Annotated in this window: 16 protein-coding genes; 7 read left to right on the top strand and 9 right to left on the bottom strand. The window is 69.3% G+C overall.

Going from position 1 to position 14,917, the window contains the following annotated elements; all coding sequences use genetic code 11:
* Positions 1–31: 31 nt before the first annotated feature.
* The 3 genes from hemH to HLH27_RS03525 all read right to left on the bottom strand — a co-directional run bounded on the left by hemH (position 32) and on the right by HLH27_RS03525 (position 2,570).
* A complete protein-coding gene (hemH, locus tag HLH27_RS03535) occupies positions 32–1,069 on the bottom strand; it encodes a ferrochelatase (RefSeq protein ID WP_182947839.1) in 1,038 nt (345 codons plus the stop codon).
* A gap of 94 nt (positions 1,070–1,163) precedes the next feature.
* Positions 1,164–1,310 carry a hypothetical protein gene (locus tag HLH27_RS03530; RefSeq protein ID WP_182948171.1) on the bottom strand — a complete coding sequence of 49 codons (147 nt, stop codon included), beginning with the start codon at positions 1,308–1,310 and terminating at the stop codon, positions 1,164–1,166.
* 201 nt (positions 1,311–1,511) lie between these two features.
* The gene (locus tag HLH27_RS03525) at positions 1,512–2,570 is read right to left on the bottom strand and encodes an A/G-specific adenine glycosylase (protein ID WP_338029831.1); all 1,059 of its coding nucleotides are present in this window, start codon (positions 2,568–2,570) and stop codon (positions 1,512–1,514) included.
* A gap of 9 nt (positions 2,571–2,579) precedes the next feature.
* Between HLH27_RS03525 and HLH27_RS03520 the strand changes: the two genes are divergently transcribed.
* Positions 2,580–3,077, top strand: coding sequence for a DciA family protein (locus HLH27_RS03520; RefSeq protein ID WP_408870778.1), 498 nt, complete (start codon positions 2,580–2,582; stop codon positions 3,075–3,077).
* Positions 3,078–3,251: 174 nt separating this feature from the next.
* Positions 3,252–3,623 carry a hypothetical protein gene (locus tag HLH27_RS03515; RefSeq protein WP_182947834.1) on the top strand — a complete coding sequence of 124 codons (372 nt, stop codon included), beginning with the start codon at positions 3,252–3,254 and terminating at the stop codon, positions 3,621–3,623.
* On the opposite strand, the gene HLH27_RS03510 is transcribed toward HLH27_RS03515, so the two are convergent.
* From HLH27_RS03510 to HLH27_RS03500, 3 genes are read right to left on the bottom strand one after another with little or no spacing between them, the layout of a single operon-like run.
* Entirely contained in the window at positions 3,608–4,255 is a 648-nt protein-coding gene (locus HLH27_RS03510) for a phosphoribosylanthranilate isomerase (RefSeq protein WP_182947832.1), read from the bottom strand. The two genes, HLH27_RS03515 and HLH27_RS03510, sit on opposite strands and share 16 nt — an antisense overlap.
* A 4-nt stretch (positions 4,256–4,259) precedes the next feature.
* The gene (pyrF, locus tag HLH27_RS03505) at positions 4,260–4,967 is read right to left on the bottom strand and encodes an orotidine-5'-phosphate decarboxylase (protein WP_182947831.1); all 708 of its coding nucleotides are present in this window, start codon (positions 4,965–4,967) and stop codon (positions 4,260–4,262) included.
* Positions 4,964–5,305, bottom strand: a complete 342-nt coding sequence (locus HLH27_RS03500; RefSeq protein ID WP_182947830.1) for a lipopolysaccharide assembly protein LapA domain-containing protein — start codon at positions 5,303–5,305, stop codon at positions 4,964–4,966. The genes pyrF and HLH27_RS03500 overlap by 4 nt, the downstream gene beginning before the upstream one ends.
* A gap of 139 nt (positions 5,306–5,444) precedes the next feature.
* Between HLH27_RS03500 and HLH27_RS03495 the strand changes: the two genes are divergently transcribed.
* The 5 genes from HLH27_RS03495 to HLH27_RS03475 all read left to right on the top strand — a co-directional run bounded on the left by HLH27_RS03495 (position 5,445) and on the right by HLH27_RS03475 (position 9,701).
* Positions 5,445–5,735, top strand: coding sequence for a hypothetical protein (locus HLH27_RS03495; RefSeq protein ID WP_182947829.1), 291 nt, complete (start codon positions 5,445–5,447; stop codon positions 5,733–5,735).
* A gap of 103 nt (positions 5,736–5,838) precedes the next feature.
* On the top strand, positions 5,839–6,330 hold the full coding sequence (locus HLH27_RS03490; RefSeq protein WP_182947828.1) for a protein-export chaperone SecB: 492 nt from the start codon (positions 5,839–5,841) through the stop codon (positions 6,328–6,330).
* 212 nt (positions 6,331–6,542) lie between these two features.
* Positions 6,543–7,967 carry a dipeptidase gene (locus tag HLH27_RS03485; RefSeq protein WP_408870777.1) on the top strand — a complete coding sequence of 475 codons (1,425 nt, stop codon included), beginning with the start codon at positions 6,543–6,545 and terminating at the stop codon, positions 7,965–7,967.
* A 1-nt stretch (position 7,968) separates the two neighbouring features.
* Positions 7,969–8,955 (top strand): 4-hydroxythreonine-4-phosphate dehydrogenase PdxA, encoded by a 987-nt coding sequence (gene pdxA / locus HLH27_RS03480; protein ID WP_182947826.1) that lies wholly within the window; start codon positions 7,969–7,971, stop codon positions 8,953–8,955.
* Positions 8,952–9,701 carry a pyridoxine 5'-phosphate synthase gene (locus tag HLH27_RS03475; RefSeq protein WP_182947825.1) on the top strand — a complete coding sequence of 250 codons (750 nt, stop codon included), beginning with the start codon at positions 8,952–8,954 and terminating at the stop codon, positions 9,699–9,701. The genes pdxA and HLH27_RS03475 overlap by 4 nt, the downstream gene beginning before the upstream one ends.
* Before the next feature lie 7 nt (positions 9,702–9,708).
* Here the strand turns inward: HLH27_RS03475 and HLH27_RS03470 are convergent, their stop codons facing one another.
* The 3 genes from HLH27_RS03470 to HLH27_RS03460 all read right to left on the bottom strand — a co-directional run bounded on the left by HLH27_RS03470 (position 9,709) and on the right by HLH27_RS03460 (position 14,645).
* Positions 9,709–11,268, bottom strand: a complete 1,560-nt coding sequence (locus HLH27_RS03470; protein WP_182947823.1) for a carbohydrate porin — start codon at positions 11,266–11,268, stop codon at positions 9,709–9,711.
* 282 nt (positions 11,269–11,550) lie between these two features.
* Entirely contained in the window at positions 11,551–13,149 is a 1,599-nt protein-coding gene (locus HLH27_RS03465; protein WP_182947821.1) for a GMC family oxidoreductase, read from the bottom strand.
* Complete coding sequence (locus HLH27_RS03460) at positions 13,146–14,645, bottom strand: aldehyde dehydrogenase family protein (protein ID WP_182947819.1); 1,500 nt, start codon at positions 14,643–14,645, stop codon at positions 13,146–13,148. Before HLH27_RS03460 ends, HLH27_RS03465 begins: the two co-directional genes overlap by 4 nt.
* Positions 14,646–14,917 lie beyond the last annotated feature (272 nt).

Genomic DNA, 14,917 nt, shown 5'->3' with positions numbered 1-14,917 from the left:
GGGTCGCCCATTGGGCGACCCCGATCCGTGGTCAGGCCGGCTGGGCCGGCAGCCAGCCGGCGAGTTCCTGCCGGGTCAGGGCCTCCAGCAGGTCGATGGCGGCCGGGGCGGCATTCAGGCACGGGATGAGGGCGAAATCGGTGCCGCCGGCGGCGAGGAATTCCGACCGGACCTCGTTGCCGATTTCGTCCAGCGTTTCGATGCAGTCGGCCATGAAGCCGGGCATGATGACCGCGACGCGCGTGACGCCCTGGGCCGGCAGGCCGGCGATCAGCGGCGCGGTATAGGGTTCCAGCCAACGGGCGGGGCCGAAGCGGGACTGGTAGGTCAGCGGCATGGTCGTTTCGTCCATGTCCAAGGCCTGCCGCAGCGCCGCCATGGTGCGGGTGCATTCCTCGGCATAGGTGTCGCCGCGCTCGACATAGGCGCGGGGCAGGCCGTGGAACGAGGCCACGATCCGCTGGGGGGCGAAGGGCAGGCCGGCCAGCGTCTCCCGCACCGAGCGGGCCAGGGCCGCGATATAGAGCGGATGATCGGGGAAGGGCGGTACGGTGCGCACGGCCGGCTGGTTGCGCAGGCGCATCAGGGCGCGGAAGGCCTGGTCGTTGGCGGTCGCGGTCGTGGTGGCGCTGTATTGCGGGTAGAGCGGCAGCAGCAGCACCCGGTCGCAGCCCCGGCGCAGCAGGGCGGCGATGCCCGACGCGATCGAGGGCGTGCCGTAGCGCATGGCCCATTCCACCGCCACGCCGTCGGGCTCCAGGCGCTCGGCCAGGGCTTCGCCCTGCGCGCGGGTGTAGGTGCGCAGGGGGCTCTCGTCGCGCTCCCGGTTCCAGATGCGGCGATAGGCGCTGCCGGTGCGGCGGGGGCGCAGGGTCAGGATCGGCCCGCGCAGGATGGGCTGCCAGAGGGCCGGATGGGCTTCGATGATCCGCCGGTCGGACAGGAATTCGGCCAGATAGCGCCGCACCGCGCCATAGCCGGTGTCATCGGGCGTGCCGAGATTGGTCAGCAGGACGCCGATACGGGACGGGGCGAGGGAATCGCCCGGACGGACGGTAAGGAAGGTCATCGGTCCGGGATGCTACAGGACCCGCCGGAGACTGGCAAAACGGGCAGGCCGGCAAAACGGATCGGGGCGGAACCGGACGCGACGGGGCGCGTATTCAGCGGCGGCGCGAACGGACGCGGACGGGAACCGGCTGGGGCGCAGGGGCGTTGCGCCATGCGGCCAGCGCGGCACAGCCCATGGCGAGGCACAGGCCCAGAACCGGCAGGGATGACGACAGAAACGCGGTAATGACGGTCATCATGCTCTCCATCCCCTCCGGAAACGACGGGCCGCCGAGGGATTCTGGCGGTTTTCGCTTGCAGGAAGGCATTCGCGGCGGGACCGGACCTGGGAAGCAGGCCATCCGGACCGCGCAATCAGTCAAGCTTGTCGCTTTACGAATCGTCAAGAAAAAATGACGGAAGCATGACGGAACGGCGTGCGACCGAGCCCTGCGCCCCGTTCAGGGCTCGGGCCATGCCATGGCCACGCATTTGCGCATCAGCGACGGCAGGGCCAGCGTGTCGAGGTCGGCGTGCGTCACAGCCATTCCGCCGATGCGGGCCACGCTGTTGGGGAAATGCGCGACCTGGGCGGCGTAGACATCCACATGCAATGTGAAATGGGTGAAGACGTGGGTGACGCGGCCCGCCGGGCGCCAGTCGGCGTGGGCCGGGGCGTGGGGCAGGGCCTCGGCCTCGGGCCAGGGGGTGGTGCGCCATTCGGTGCCCGGCAGTTCCAGCATGCCGCCCAGCAGCCCTTTTTCCGGCCGGCGGCGGAGCAGGATATGGCCGGCGGCATCGGCCAGCAGGAAATGCGCGCCGTGGCGCACCGGGCGGGCGGTGCGGGGCGCCTTGGCCGGCAGGCCGGCGGCGATGCCCTGGCGGAGGCCGGCGCAGGGCTCGCGCCATGGGCACAGGGCGCAGGCCGGCTGGCGCGGCGTGCAGATGCCCGCCCCGAGATCGAACAGCGCCTGCGCGAAATCGGAGGGGCGGGCCTGGGCTTCGGGCGAGGCGTTCAGGGTGGCGGCGTGGCGGGCGATGGCCTTGCGGGCGCCGGGCAGCGGGTCGGTCAGGGCGAAGAGCCGGCTGGTCACGCGCTCCACATTGCCGTCGACCGGCACCACCGGCAGGCCGAACGCGATGGCGGCGATGGCGGCGGCGGTGTAGGTGCCCACGCCGGGCAGCGCCAGCAGGCCTGCCACGTCGCGCGGAAAGCCGCCGGCGGCCGCCACGGCCTGCGCGCAGGCGTGCAGGTTGCGGGCCCGCGCATAGTAGCCGAGGCCCGCCCATGCGGCCATAACCGTGTCGGATTCGGCCCGTGCCAGGTCGCCCACCGTGGGAAACAGGTCGAGGAAACGATGGTAATAGGGGATGACCGCCGCCACCGTCGTCTGTTGCAGCATGATTTCGCTGAGCCAGACGTGATAGGGATCGGCTGTCCGGCCGGGCAGGGCCCGCCAGGGCAGGGTCCGGCGATGGCGGTCGTACCAGCGCAGCAGGGCGGCGGAAGAAGGAGGCACGGGGCGCTTATGGCGAAGGATCGGACCGACGGCAAGCGCGTGGGCCTTGCCGCGCCCCCGCCCGAACCGCGGCGCGCATTGACGATGCGCAGCCTCGGGGCGTTGATCCCGGCTGTCTCCCGCCCCGCCTTCCGCCGGCATCCGGCGGCGCTGGCGCAGGTGATGACCGACTGGGCGGAGATCGTGGGGCCCGACCTGGCCCGCTGCACCGTGCCGCGCCGGCTGTCGGCCGGAGTGCTGACGCTGGGCTGCGCCGGGCCGGTGGCGATGGAGTTGCAGCATCTGGCGCCGGAACTGATCGCGCGCGTCAACCGGTCCTGCGGGCCCGGCACCGTGCGGTCGCTGAAGCTGGTGCAGGACATGGTGGCCGGTGCCGCCCCGCCGCCCCGCCCGGTGCGGCGCGACCCGCCCCCGCCGGTGCCGATTGCCGACATGCAGGACGGGCCGCTGAAGGATGCGCTGGCGGCCCTGGGTGCGCGCATCCGCGAGCGTGACGGTCGGCGGTGAGAGGTGGCGCGATTGCCACAAAAAGGCCGGGATCGGGGTGCCGGATGGGCTGTGTACCGACAGGAAGGCGGACTGCGATCCCGTGATCGTGCATGCCGGACGGGTTTACCATCCCGCCTGTTCTGCCGACATGATGACGTGACGATGTGTTCCTGCTGGGAAGGGAGAATTCCGATGCGCAAGATGGCTTTCCTGCTGGCGGCGGCGTTGGCTGCGGCGGGGCCGCTATCCTCGAGTGCGGCCATGGCCCGGGGTGGCTGGGGCTGGGGCGGCGGCGGCGGATGGGGACGCGGCGGCTGGGGCGGCGGTTGGGGCCGCGGAGGCTGGGGTGGCGGCTGGGGGCCGCGCTGGGGCTGGGGCTGGGGCGGCTTCGGGGTCGGCGCGCTGGCCGGCGCGGCGCTGGCGGCGCCCTATTACGGATACGGATACCGGTATCGCTATTATCCGCCGGCCTATCCGGGATACGCCTACCCGGTCTATGCCTATCCCGGTTATGCCTATCCGTATCCCGTGTACGGCTACCCGTACGGTTATCGGCGCTGGTGAGGGCCCTGCCGGGCCGCCTGGATGAAGCGTGCGATCAGGCGCGCATCCTTGCGGCCCGGTGCGCTTTCCACGCCCGATGACACATCGACCGCCGGCGCGCCGCTGAGCGCGATGGCCTGGGCCACGGTCTCGGGCGTCAGGCCGCCCGCCAGCATCCACGGGACGGGGGATTGCCAGCCCTTGGTCATCGCCCAGTCGATCGGCTGCGCGTTGCCGCCCGGCCGGTCGGCGCCCGCCGGGGGGCGGGATTCGATCACCAGCCCGTCCAGCGTGCTTGCCGTGGGCAGGTCGCCGGCCGTGGCGACGCCGTGGGCCTGCCAGACCGGCAGGCCGAAGGTCTGGCGGATTTCCAGCGCGCGCGCCGGGGGGGCGTAGATCTGCAATCCGTCCAGCGCGACCGCATCGAGGGTTGCCGCGATCGTGTCGTCGTCCGGAGCGACGAACAGGCCGATGCGGCGTGGGCCACCGGGCGGCACGCGGGCTGCCAGCGGCGCGGCCTGGGCCGGGGTGACGGCGCGGGGCGAGCGGGCAAAGAAGACGAAGCCCACCCAGTCGGCGCCATGGGCGATTGCGGCGTCCAGCCCTTCGGGCTCGGTCAGGCCGCAGATCTTGATGGCGACGGGGTGGGTCACGGGGTCAGTCGGCCAGTTCCGCCGCCACGGCGGCGGCGGCGGCGGCAGGGTCGGCGGCGGTGGTGATCGGGCGGCCGACCACGATCCAGTCGGCGCCGGCGCGGCGGGCCTGGGCCGGGGTCATGACCCGCTTCTGGTCCCCAGTCTCGGCGCCGGCGGGGCGGATGCCGGGCACCACCAGCACCGGCGCGTCGCCCAGCCGGTCGCGCAGGGGGATGATTTCGTGCGGCGAGCAGATCAGCCCGTCGGCGCCGGCCGCGATGGCCAGCGCGCCCAGGCGCAGCACCTGCTGGCATGGGTCGTCGTTGACGCCGATTTCGCGCAGGGCCTCGGCATCCATGCTGGTCAGCACCGTGACCGCCAGCAGCAGGGGGCGGGCGTCGGGCGGAAAGGCGCGGTCGACGGCGGTGCGGGCCGCCGCGATCATGGCGCTGCCGCCCTGGGCGTGGATCGTCAGCATCGCGGGCCGGGTTTCAGCCAGGCTGCCGACGGCCGAGCCGACGGTGTTGGGGATGTCGTGCAGCTTGAGGTCCAGGAACAGCCCGTGCCCGTCCGCCACCCGGCGCACCGCGTCCAGCCCCCGTGCGTAGGTGAATTCCAGCCCCAGCTTGATCGCGTCGGCGCTGCCGGCGGTCTGGTCGCGCCAGCGGGTGGCCTGGGCCTCGTCCTTGGTGTCCAGCGCCACGATCAGGCGCGTGCGGCGGGTGGTCATGGCAGGGGGGCCTCGTGCGATGCCGGCAGGGCGGCGGGCACCGGCGCGGGGGGTGGGTTAAAGGTTTCGGCCTGCTGGCGGCGCAGGTCGGCCACCTGTTCCTCCAGCGCGCGGACCTGCTGTTCTGCCCGGCGGGCGCGGCCGCGCTGGCGCAGTTCCGCGAACCATACCGCGACCGCGCCGAGGAGGAAGAACGCGGCGGCGACGACCAGCGTCAGCACGCCGACCGAGGATTTCCACCCCCAGTCCAGGAACCACATCTGGATCGGGTCCTGGTTGCAGGCGCTGAAGACGATCAGTCCCAGCAGGAAAGGCAAGGTGACGAGTAGACGCAGCATGGGCAGCCTCCTACCGTTTCGCGCGATGTCCGGCAAGGAACGCGGGACAGAGCGGTGCGGCGAGCCGACGCCCGCAGATCGGCCTTGATTCCCACCGCGCCGGCATGGTGTCGTTGCCGGATCGGGGCGGAGCGGGCTCTTGAGTGAAATCATCGCGTTTCAGCGCACCGGGCGCAAGGATGACATGGTCTGGGCCGTTGTCGCGACCGTCGGCCGGGCCCTGCGGATCGCGGAGATCTATCCCGCCCGCCCGGCCGCGATGGCCGACCGCGACTGGCGGGAGCAGCAGGTCCGGGCCTATGCGGCCTTCCTGCGCCAGAGCCGCCAGCCTGTCCCCCGCTATAGCGTGCAGCCCATCCGCCGGGCCGACCTGCCGCGGGCTTGGCGGCCGCTGCCGGCGCTGGGATTCCTGCGTGGACAGTTCATCTGAGAGCCTCGCTGGTTCCGGGCCGATAAAAATGGCGTCGCATAAACGCCGCGTTCACTTTGCCTGCTGCACAATCGGGTTTCACGATCCGGAGTACGCGAGCGCGATGCATGATGGAGACGCCACCGCCACGGTTGCCGGGGCGGCGGAAGGAGTGGCCGCGCCGCACGCCGAGATCGTCAGCCAGTATGTCAAGTCGGTGCGTCTGGCGGTGCCCGGTGCGCCGGCTGTCCATGCCGCGCCGAAGGAGCGGCCGCGCCTGCATCTGGACCTGGATGTGGATGCGCGGCAGGTCGCGGACGGGGCGCCGCTGTTCGAGGTCGCGCTGGTGGTGCGCTGCCAGGGAAGGACGCCGGACGAGCAGGTGCTGTTCGAGGCCGAGCTGGCCTATGCCGCGCTGGTCAGCCTGCGCGCTGCCGGGGGGATGGCCGCGCCTTCGGTGCTGGAGCCGCTGTTGCTGGTGGAGGTCCCGGCGCTGATGTTTCCGGCCGCGCGCAACCTGCTGGCGGACCTGACGCGGGATGCCGGGTTTCCGCCGGTCTGGATGCAGGCGGTGGATTTTGCTGCCTTGCAGCGGAGCCGGAGGGCGGCGGCTTGATGTTCTTTTTTGCAAAAAAGAACCAAAAAACTCTGATTCGGTCGGGAGCCTTGGGCTGGGGGCGGACGAGGTTCCTGAACGGATAGACGTCTTTCTGCTGCCTTTTCTTCAGAAAAAGAAGAACCTTCGCCGCGCATTGCATTTCCCGCGTCCTGTTCGCACATTCCCGACTGACTCGCGGCGCCTGCCGCATTCGATCGAGGATGGATGAGATGACGAACGGACGTGACCTGGCGCCGGTGCTGGACAGGGTGGACCGCACGCTGGAGGCCAGCCTGGAGCGGCTGTTCGATTTCCTGCGCATTCCCAGCATTTCCGCCCAGCCTGCCCATGCCGGCGATTGCCGCCGTGCGGCGGAGTGGCTGCGTGACGAGCTGGCGGCGATCGGGCTGGAGGCCTCGGTGCGCGAGACGGCGGGCCATCCGATGGTGGTGGCGCATGACCGGACCGCCGATAAGTCGGCTGGGCGGCTGCCGCATGTGCTGTTCTATGGCCATTACGACGTGCAGCCGGTCGATCCGCTGGAATTGTGGGAGACGTCGCCCTTCGATCCGCGCGTGGTCCGCGACGAGGCGGGGGCGCGGATCGTTGCGCGCGGTGCGTCGGACGACAAGGGGCAGGTGATGACCTTTGTCGAGGCGCTGCGCGCGCTGAAGGCCGAATATGGCGCGCTGCCGCTGCGCGTGTCGCTGGTGATCGAGGGCGAGGAGGAGAGCGGGGGGGCCAACCTGCTGCCGTTCCTGAAGGCAAATCGGGACGAATTGCGTGCCGATGTCGCGTTGATCTGCGATACCGGGATGCTGGATGGGGGCGTGCCCGCCATCACCACCGCGCTGCGCGGCATGGTCGGCGAGGAAATTACGATCCATTGCGCCAATCGCGACCTGCATTCCGGCATCTATGGCAATGCCGCGCGTAACCCGCTGGAATTGCTGAGCTGGATCCTGGCCTCGGTGCGCGACCATGACAGCGGGCGGGTGGTGCTGCCCGGTTTCTATGACGGGGTACAGGACCCGCCGGCCGAGGTGCGCGACCAGTGGCGGGCCATTGCGCCCTCCGACGCCGAATTCCTGGGGCCGGTCGGCCTGTCGGTGCCGGCGGGCGAGCGCGGCTATACCGCCGTGGAGCAGACCTGGTGCCGGCCGACCTTCGAGATCAACGGCATCAGCGGCGGCTATGCCGGCGACGGGTTCAAGACCGTGCTGCCGGCCCAGGCCTCGGCCAAGGTGTCGTTCCGGCTGGTGTCGGGGCAGGATCCGGTGCGCATCCGCGAGGCGTTCCGCGCCCATGTGCGGGCCATGCTGCCGGCCGACTGCACGGTGGAGTTTGTCGGCCATGGCGGGTCGTCGGCCAGTGTGGTGCCGGCGGACGGGCCGGGGCTGGGGGCCACGCTGGCGGCGCTGGGCGAGGAATGGGGCCGCCCGGCGGTGACGATCGGCAGCGGCGGGTCGATCCCGGTCGTGTCGGAAGTGCGGCAGGCGCTGGACATGGATTCGCTGCTGGTCGGCTTTGCGCGGGATGACGACCGCATCCATTCGCCCAACGAGAAATACGACCTGGTCTCGTTCCACAAGGGCATCCGCTCCTGGGTTCGGGTGCTGGAGGCGCTGGCGCGCGACCGCCGGTTCGCCGGCTGACATGGCGGCCGGGGTGGGGCGGGTGCTGGCCCTGACCATGGGCGATCCGGCCGGGATCGGGCCGGAGCTGACGGTGGCGGCGTGGCGCGCGCTGCGCGCGGACGGGCCCGCCTTTGTCGTGCTGGGGGACCCGGCGCTGTATCCCGGCGTGCCGGTGCGGGTGGTGGCGGATGCTGCGCAGGCGGCGGCGGTTTTTGCCGAGGCGCTGCCTGTGCTGCCGGTCGGGCTGGCGGGTCCGGCGCGGGCCGGGCAGCCCGACATGGCCAATGCGCCGGCGGTGATCGGCAGTATTGCCCGCGCGGTGGAACTGGCGCTGGCGGGGCAGGTCGGGGCGGTGGTGACCAACCCGATCAGCAAGCTGGTGCTGAAGCAGGCGGGCTTCGCCCACCCGGGCCATACCGAATATCTGGCCGAACTCTGCGCCGTGCCGGGCCGGGAAGTGATGATGCTGGCCTGCCCCGAGCTGCGGGTGGTGCCGGTGACGATCCATGTGTCGCTGCGGCGCGCGCTGGACAGCCTGACGACGGACGGGATCGTGCGGTGCGGACGGACGACGGCGGCCGCCCTGCGGCGCGATTTCGGGATTGCGGCGCCCCGCCTGGCCGTGGCCGGGCTGAACCCGCATGCGGGTGAGGGCGGGGTGATGGGGGGGGAGGAGGAGGTTGTCATCGCCCCCGCCATTGCCGCGTTGCGGGGTGAGGGGATCGACGTGACGGGGCCCTGGCCGCCGGACACGATGTTTACCCCGCCGGCGCGGGCCCGATACGACGCGGCGCTGTGCATGTATCACGACCAGGCGCTGATTCCGCTGAAGACGATCGACATGGCGGGCGGGGTCAATGTCACGCTCGGGCTGCCGATCGTGCGGACTTCGCCGGACCATGGCACCGCCTTCGATATCGCCGGGCGGGGCGTGGCCGATCCGTCCAGCCTGATCGCCGCCCTGAGACTGGCCCGCGACATGACCCGCAACCGGAGCGCCGCATGACCCTCTCCCCCGCTTTCCCCGTGCGGGCCCTGCGCCTGGGGGTGAATATCGACCATGTCGCCACCGTGCGGAATGCGCGCGGGGGCACGCATCCGGACCCGGTGGCGGCCGCCATGGCCGCCGTCGCGGCCGGGGCGGACGGGATTACCGCGCATCTGCGCGAGGATCGGCGCCATATCCGCGATGCCGACCTGGCGCGGCTGCGTGCCGAGATCGCGGCGCCGCTGAACATGGAAATGGCCGCGACGGACGAGATGGTGGCCATTGCGCTGGACCTGCGCCCGCATGCCTGCTGCATCGTGCCCGAGCGGCGGGCCGAGGTTACGACCGAGGGCGGGCTGGACGTGGCCGGGCAGGCGGCGGCGCTGGCGCCGCGCGTGCGCGCGCTGCGCGAGGCGGGGATCCGGGTTTCGCTGTTCGTCGACCCGGACCCGGCGCAGATCGCGGCGTCGGCCGAGATCGGCGCGGCGGTGGTGGAACTGCATACCGGTGCCTATGCCGAGGGGCGCGTTGGGGAATATGAGCGCCTGCGCCGGGCCGCCGCCCAGGCCGATGCGGCCGGGCTGGAAGTGCATGCCGGCCATGGGCTGACCTACGGCAATGTGGGGCCAATTGCGGCCCTGCCGCAGGTGGTGGAGCTGAATATCGGACATTTCCTGATCGGGCAGGCAATTTTCGACGGGCTGGCCGCGACCATCGGGCGGATGCGCGCCTGCATGGACGCGGCCAGGAACGGGGCGGATTGATTTTTCCCTAGAAGGACACGCCGGTTTCGAAATCCAGGATCAGCGGGTTCTTGTAGCGGTTGGTGCCGCCGGTGCTCCAGATATATTGCGCGCCGGGGCGGATCAGCAGCCAGGGGGCGGGGTGCCAGCCGTAATTGAGTTCGATCGCGTGTTCCTGCGTGGGTTTGTACAGGCCAGTATCTCCCTCTTTTTGTAGTTGTGCCACGTAGTTTGTCAGTTTGGCGTTGACCCACAGATATTTCATGCCGAGGCTGACCGTGTCGTCGGGGCGGCTGGCGAAGGTGCCCTTGCGCGTGATGCCCCAGTCCACGAAATAGGGGAAGACGGCCGTCCTGGGGTCGCCCCAGGTGAAGGATGCGAAGAAGGATGTGCCCCGGTGGGGGGCGTAGGTGTCGCGCTGGAGCAGGCGGTCGAACTGGAGCCAGCCGCCGAAGCGGCCCCGGACGGTGGAGGTGGGGGCGCCCACGAGATATTGCGACGGGATCTGGAACATGCCCAGTTTGGAATAGACGTCGCTGACCTGCGACGTGTCCCAGTAGCCGCCGACCTTGACGTTGGTTTGCAGGGGGCCGCTGTAATCGTCCTTGCCGCCCTGGTGCCAGACGAGCTGGAAGGGCAGGAAGGTGCCGGTGGCGCCGTGGAGGTTCAGCTTCCATCCGTTATGCGTGTTGGCGATCGTGGGGTCGACGGAATAGGCACCGAACTGGATGGAATAATGGTTGTTGCCGGCAGGGTAGAACTTGACCCATGCGCCGGGATGGGCCGTGGGGTAGTAGCTGTAGCCGGAATTGTAGGCGATGGATTGCGGCATGCCGCAGATGGCGTTGGTCTGGAACTGGCAGTAATTGTTCATGCCCCAGTAATAGGACCAGGTTTCGAAATCGGTCTCGGCGTTGATCTCGCCGACCGTGGTGGCGACGTATTTGTTCCACGGCATTTCCCACGACAGCAGCGAGAGGCGCACGGTGGGCGAGCCATAGATTTCCTGCGGGCTGTCCAGCGCCGGCAGCTTGGCCCCCAGCCCCTGGCCGGCGCGGGAGGTGACGATGAAATGGAACAGGCCGATATTCATGCTGGTGAGTTTCTTGAGATCGAAATCGACGTTGATGCCGATTTCATGCGCGTAGCGGACGTTCTGCGACTGTCCGCCCATCGGGTTTCCCGCACTGTCCTGGAAATAATGGCCGGTGATGGTGACGCCGCGATCGACCAGCCATGTCCGCCTGCCGCCCCAGTTGCCGGTCAGGGTCGCCTGGGTCATCCAGTCGTGAAAACTGGCGGGGAAGAAAGCGTGTTCGGTGGTATCGGACAGTTCCTGCCTTTTGGTGTTTCCGAGATCCTCCGCTTCCGGCGGGAGGAGGACGGGTTGCGGCTGGACCGACACGATGGGCGTGTGGATGCTCTTTGCCGCCGGGTGCGGGGGCGTGGGGGCCGGCACCGTATGCGGCTTGGGGGTGATGCGGGAAACGGACTGGGCCAGCCCCTGGGACAGCCCGCCGGGCAGGCAGGAGAGGAGGGTGAAGCCGGCTGCGAGGGAATGGGTCCATCTTGTTGCATGGATCTTCATTTTTCTGTTTCTCCCTGCACGCGTGCCCGCATTGTTTTCCTTGCCCGAACGAAGGCTCATGCTTGCGGCACAGTGGCGTTGGTCGATTTGTTACACGTTCACATTTCTGGTTTCGCGTGATCCGTTACTGGTACGGGCATGATGATATTTTAACGTTCGGCAGTCCGTACACGCCGATCCGCCTTCAGCATTTACCTGCTCTGGCGGATCGGTGATTCGTCTTCGGTAAAGCCGGCGCGAATATTGGTCGTCTATCGCGCCGGTTTGTCCGGGGCGCCGTTGCTAGGCGTTGCCCCGGATCAGGTCGGCTGCCCGCTCGGCGATCATGATGGTCGGGGCGTTGGTGTTGGAGCCGATGATGGAGGGCATGATCGAACTGTCGCAGATCCGGATACCTTCCAGACCGTGGATGCGCAGTTGCGGATCGACCACCGACATGGCGTCGCGGCCCATCTTGCAGGTGCAGGTGGGGTGGTAGGAGGTGCGGCCGTGCTGGCGGGCATAGGCTTCGAACCCCGAGCGGGTGGTGGGGGTGCGGTCGAAACCGGCGACCCGGCGGACATATTTGCGCAGCGACGGGCGCGAGAAGAGATCGACGCTGAGGCGCACGCCTTCCGCCGAAATGCGCAGGTCGTCGGGGTCGGCCAGGAAGTTGGGATCGACCAGCGGGGCCTCGCGCGGGTCGGAGGAGCGCAGGGTGACGGAGCCGCGCGACTTGGGGCGCAACGCGTAGCTGTTGAGCGTCACGCCCGACATGCCCTTGTCCACCGAGGCCACGCCGGCCTCGGCCCCCGCGCCGGCCAGGAAATGGAATTGCAGGTCGGGGCAGGGGGCCTGGCGGTCGGAATACCAGAAGGCCCCGGCCTCGACCACGTTCGACGTCACCGGGCCGGATTTGAACAGGGCGTATTGCAGGCCCGCATAGAGCATCCAGTGGGGCTTGCGGTATTTGTCGAGACTGTCGTGCGTGTTGAGTTCCGCCACCACGTCGACGCCGAAATGATCCTGCAGGTTCTGGCCCACGCCGGGCAGGTCCTGCACCACGGAGATGTCGTGCTGGCGCAGGTGGGCGGCGGGGCCCACGCCGGAGAGCATCAGCAGCTTGGGCGTGCCGATGGCGCCCGAGGTGACGATGACCTCGCGGTCGGCGCGGGCGATGCGGCTTGTGCCGTCGCGCGTGAGATATTCCACGCCGGCGGCATGGCGGCCCTCGAAGACGATGCGCTGCACCTGCACGCCGGTGACGACATGCAGGTTGGGCCGCCCCAGCGCCGGGCGCAGATAGCCGACGGCGGCGGAGCAGCGGCGGTTGTTGCGGATGGTCATCTGGTAGATGCCCGCGCCCTCCTGCACCGCGCCGTTGAAATCGGGGTTGTAGGGCATGCCCATCTCCTGGCAGCTCTGCACGAAGGCGCGGCTGACCGGATTGGGCTCGGACAGGTTGGACACGCCCAGCGGGCCGTCGGTGCCGTGCCAGGGGCCCGAGAGCATCGTATTGCCCTCGGAGCGGATCATGTATTTCTGGATATCACGAAAACCCCAGCCCTCGGCGCCTTCCTCGACCCAGCGGTCGTAGTCGGAAGGGTGGCCGCGGGTGAAGACTTCGGCATTGATCGACGAGCCGCCGCCCAGCACCCGGGCCTGCACATAGGGGATCTGCCGGTTGTTGGCGTGTTTCTGCGGCGTGGTGGTCAGGCCCCATGTCATGGGGCCCGTCGTCATCCTGGCGAAGCCGATCGGCATGTGGATCAGCGGGTTGGTGTCGCGCTTGCCGGCTTCGAAAAGACAGACGCGGGAGGACGGGTTTTCGGACAGCAGCGCCGCCAGGACGCAGCCGGCCGAGCCGCCGCCGACGATGATATAGTCGAATCCCTGCGTCATGATGCGATCCAGTGCGTGCGGCCGCCGGTTTCGATATGCACCGATTTGACTTGGGTATATTCCTCGACGCCCAGCAGGCCGGATTCCCGACCCCAGCCCGACTGCTTGAAGCCGCCGATGGGGGTTTCCGGCCCGCCGGCCATGATGGTGTTGACCCAGAAGCGGCCGGCGCGCACGCGGCGGGTGACGGTCAGCGCCCTGTCGATGTCGCGCGTCCACAGCGAGGCCGCGAGGCCGTAGACCGTGTCGTTGGCCAGCGCGATCGCCTGCTCCGTCGTGTCGAAATGGAAGGAGGACAGAACGGGGCCGAAGATTTCCTCCCGCCCGACCGCCATGGAGGGGGTGAGGTCGGAGAAGAGGGTCGGCTGGATGAAATGGCCGCGCCCCAGATCCAGCGCCCGGCCGCCGAACAGCAGCTTCGCACCCTCTTTCTGGCCCTGGGCGATATAGCCCATGATGGTGTCGTTCTGGGCCTGGGTGGTTATGGCGCCGATCTGGGTTTGCGGATCGAACGGGTCGCCGACACGGATCTTCGCCATCTTGTCGGCCAGGATGGTTTCGAATTCGCGCGCCACCGACCGTTCCACGATCAGGCGGCTGGAGGAGACGCAGCACTGGCCGGTGTTGAAGCCGATGCCGAAGGCCACGGCATCGGCGGCGTCGTGCAGGTTGGCGTCGGCGAAGACGACGATCGGGTTCTTGCCGCCGAGTTCCAGCCCCAGCTTCTTGAGGTTGCTGTCGGCCGAGGCGTGGACGCAGGAGCGGCCGACGGCGGTGGAGCCGGTGAAGGACAGCATGTCCACGTCCGGATGGTCCGCCAGTGCCTGGCCGATGGTGCGGCCCGCGCCCGTGACCACGTTGTAGACGCCGCCCGGCAGGCCGGCCTCGGCAAGGATATCGGCCAGGATCAGGGTGGTGGCGCTGGTGACTTCGGCGGGCTTGACGACCAGCGTGCAGCCCGAGGCGAGGATGAAGGGCACGCGCTCGCACAGGATCAGGAACGGAAAGTTCCATGGCGTGATCAGGCCGACGACGCCGATGGGCTCGCGCAGCGTCAGGCCCAGCAGGCTATCGCCCAGATTGTTGAAACTGTCGCCGTGCATCAGGCGGGCCGCGCCGGCCGCGACCTCGAAACACGCGATGCAATGGTCGATCTCGCCGCGTGCCTGGGTCAGGGGCTTGCCGTTTTCCAGCACTTCCCAATAGGCGATTTCGTCGCGGCGACGGCGCAGGCCCTCGGCGGTGCGCAGCAGGATGCCGGCGCGCTCGGCGCCGGGCAGGCCGGCCCAGCTCCGGTTCTCGAACGCGCGGCGGGCGGCGGCGACGGCGGCATCCAGATCGTCCGTCGTGCAGCGGGCGATGCGCGTGACCGGAATGTCGTGGCTGGGGGATGTGCGCGTGAACCAGTCATGGCCGGCGCGCCATGCACCATCGACGAAAAAACCGAATTCACGCGGGGTTTCAGGCAGGAGCGCCCCATATGCCATGTCGTTCATCGACGAACTGTCCTCCCTGGTTGGGTGGTCGGGCGTGGTTGGGTGGTCGGGCGCATGTCGCGAAGTCGCGAGGCGATGCGTGAAACGGTGTGACGCGACGCGGGCGCGGGTGCGCCCGTGGGTCGGTCAACCGTTGGAAGGCCGGTTGGTTCGTTTGCGCGCAGGCGGCGACTGGGGGCGCGCGGAGGTGGCGCCTGCCTTGCCTGTCGGTTGCCTGGTTCCGGCTTTCATCATCTTTCGGCGTCCTGTTTTTATTATGCCTGGTGTCGCAT

This window comes from Gluconacetobacter takamatsuzukensis (assembly GCF_014174275.1).
In the GTDB taxonomy this organism is placed as follows: domain Bacteria; phylum Pseudomonadota; class Alphaproteobacteria; order Acetobacterales; family Acetobacteraceae; genus Gluconacetobacter; species Gluconacetobacter takamatsuzukensis.
This window is presented reverse-complemented; position numbering and strand designations above follow the sequence as displayed.

What these genes read in the sequence shown, in the direction of transcription:
- hemH (WP_182947839.1), bottom strand. Translation starts at nt 1,069, where the DNA reads ATGACCTTCCTTACCGTCCGTCCGGGCGATTCCCTCGCCCCGTCCCGT.
- HLH27_RS03530 (WP_182948171.1), bottom strand. Translation starts at nt 1,310, where the DNA reads ATGATGACCGTCATTACCGCGTTTCTGTCGTCATCCCTGCCGGTTCTG.
- HLH27_RS03520 (WP_408870778.1), top strand. Translation starts at nt 2,580, where the DNA reads ATGGCGAAGGATCGGACCGACGGCAAGCGCGTGGGCCTTGCCGCGCCC.
- HLH27_RS03515 (WP_182947834.1), top strand. Translation starts at nt 3,252, where the DNA reads ATGCGCAAGATGGCTTTCCTGCTGGCGGCGGCGTTGGCTGCGGCGGGG.
- pyrF (WP_182947831.1), bottom strand. Translation starts at nt 4,967, where the DNA reads ATGACCACCCGCCGCACGCGCCTGATCGTGGCGCTGGACACCAAGGAC.
- HLH27_RS03500 (WP_182947830.1), bottom strand. Translation starts at nt 5,305, where the DNA reads ATGCTGCGTCTACTCGTCACCTTGCCTTTCCTGCTGGGACTGATCGTC.
- HLH27_RS03490 (WP_182947828.1), top strand. Translation starts at nt 5,839, where the DNA reads ATGCATGATGGAGACGCCACCGCCACGGTTGCCGGGGCGGCGGAAGGA.
- HLH27_RS03485 (WP_408870777.1), top strand. Translation starts at nt 6,543, where the DNA reads ATGACGAACGGACGTGACCTGGCGCCGGTGCTGGACAGGGTGGACCGC.
- pdxA (WP_182947826.1), top strand. Translation starts at nt 7,969, where the DNA reads ATGGCGGCCGGGGTGGGGCGGGTGCTGGCCCTGACCATGGGCGATCCG.
- HLH27_RS03475 (WP_182947825.1), top strand. Translation starts at nt 8,952, where the DNA reads ATGACCCTCTCCCCCGCTTTCCCCGTGCGGGCCCTGCGCCTGGGGGTG.
- HLH27_RS03470 (WP_182947823.1), bottom strand. Translation starts at nt 11,268, where the DNA reads ATGAAGATCCATGCAACAAGATGGACCCATTCCCTCGCAGCCGGCTTC.
- HLH27_RS03465 (WP_182947821.1), bottom strand. Translation starts at nt 13,149, where the DNA reads ATGACGCAGGGATTCGACTATATCATCGTCGGCGGCGGCTCGGCCGGC.
- HLH27_RS03460 (WP_182947819.1), bottom strand. Translation starts at nt 14,645, where the DNA reads ATGAACGACATGGCATATGGGGCGCTCCTGCCTGAAACCCCGCGTGAA.